The sequence below is a fragment of the Candidatus Poribacteria bacterium genome, from assembly GCA_021295755.1.
GTDB lineage: Bacteria > Poribacteria > WGA-4E > WGA-4E > PCPOR2b > PCPOR2b.
Genome location: JAGWBT010000163.1, coordinates 6378 through 8135 on the forward strand (window position 1 = coordinate 6378; position 1758 = coordinate 8135).

The following is a 1758-nucleotide window of genomic DNA, read 5'->3' on the forward strand; positions in this document are numbered from 1 at the left end:
AATGGCGGTGTGTATCCATAGACCAGCGAATAGCGCGGAGACGAACCATCTTTAAGCTGAGGACCGGCATGGACCAACGTTTCACTCAAGATGAGGACATCCCCGGCCTGGGATTGCAGTTGCGTCGCCAATGTCTCGTCCATAAACTCGCGCAGCGTTTTCGTGGGGATGTTCATCCGATGGCTACCCGGCACCACCCAAGTACCCTCGCCCGGACCGTTATCCGTTAAGTAAATGAAGGCTTTGCTAAACATGCAGTGATAGTGTCCATCCGACTCAAAACTGCCGAAATTTGGAGCGGTGCCCCGGTGCCAGCCTTCGTCCTTGACATGAGATACTTGGCTGGGGTTTCCGTCTCCCGTCCCATTTGAATAGTTAATCAGGTATTGGTGTTCCTCAAGACGCACGTCACCGCCGACCACATCCTCAATGATCGGGAGCAGGATTGGGTGCATCGCTGTTTCTAGTAGATGCGGATGATACCAAGCACACCGTGAGAGAACGGTAAGCGTCGGAGTTTTCGGATAGCCATCGTGCTTATAGGTGCACCCGCCATCGGCATCCATCTGATCTGCCAAGTCGATGAGATGCTGAGTTTCCGCTGGACTGAAGATCCCCTTGAGCAGCACGTAGCCGTTTACATCGTAGAAATAGCGTTGTGCCGGGGTTAGTGCTGTTTGCACCGCTGTGTTGGTTCCCATCTGAATTCACCTCTTTTTAATTTAGCCTAAGCTGCTAGTTATTAAAAATCCATCAGAACCTGTAGGTCGAGATTCACATCTCGACACAAAACCGTCGATTTTGGAAAATCGTTGTATGGGGATTAGAGACTCCTGGTTTGAATATGCTGACAACTAGCAACTTGCGTTAATTTGATTAACCTTTCCCCTATTTGATAGGGGCTGCGTTTTCAGCGATATACCGCTCGACCTCATCTTGTTCCACGCAACCCACGAAGGTCCCTCCCGGGCCAACATAGTAGAAATTCTCTGCATACTCAAGCCCGTACTCCCGACCGATTTCTTGGTACGTCTTTAAGCCAAACAGCTTGATATACGCGCGATCCGCGGCTTCGTCATCGCCGTCGAGTGCTGGGAGATGTAGCCCCTGTTTTTCGAGTCGCGTCTTGAGTCTTGATCCGCTTGAGCCTGCTGGTCCCTGCGATTTATTAACGCTCATCGAAGCCACCTTCTCCTCTATATAACCGCTGATGTCCACCACCCGATTGTACGGCTGCCCTGCACGCGCAACCCAATAATACTGCTCTGTCACCGTATGGGGTGTGATTCCGAGTGCCACCTGTTCGGGATAATCCTTGCCCATGCCAGCCATCCAGCGTGCAGCTTCGACCGCTTGAGCGGTTACGTAGTGATCTGGGTTCTCCTCGCTGTGCCCCCAAGGGTTGAAGGTGAATACAGTGTCAACCTTCAGCATCCGAAAAAGAAAAACCAACCGAGCCCGCAGCTCTAATGGTGATGCTTCATCGAGGCGGTGATTCCGGTATCCAAGATTGAAAACCCCCTTGAGTCCCAACACCTTCGCCAACTCATCAACCTCACGCTCGTTGCTCAAGATAGTTTCGCCGATGCTTGATGTCGGCCCGCACTTCTCGTCATTAGTCGTCTGGATGAGATAGCCGGTGTAACCTTCTGCGATGAATTTGGCGATTGTGCCGCCGCAGAAAAGCGGGATGTCGTCGGCATGTGGTTGAACTGCGGCGAGCACCTTGTCTTTATGCGGTTGACCTGCTACAGGTCG

The 1758-nt window shown here is 52.1% G+C and carries 2 protein-coding genes; both read right to left on the bottom strand.

What is annotated here, in order from left to right; genetic code table 11:
* Positions 1-701: phytanoyl-CoA dioxygenase family protein (locus J4G02_19940; GenBank protein MCE2396800.1), on the bottom strand; the 701-nt coding region annotated here is incomplete at its 3' end.
* A 187-nt stretch (positions 702-888) separates the two neighbouring features.
* A partial coding sequence (locus J4G02_19945) for a PIG-L family deacetylase (protein ID MCE2396801.1) occupies positions 889-1758 on the bottom strand: 870 nt, incomplete at its 5' end.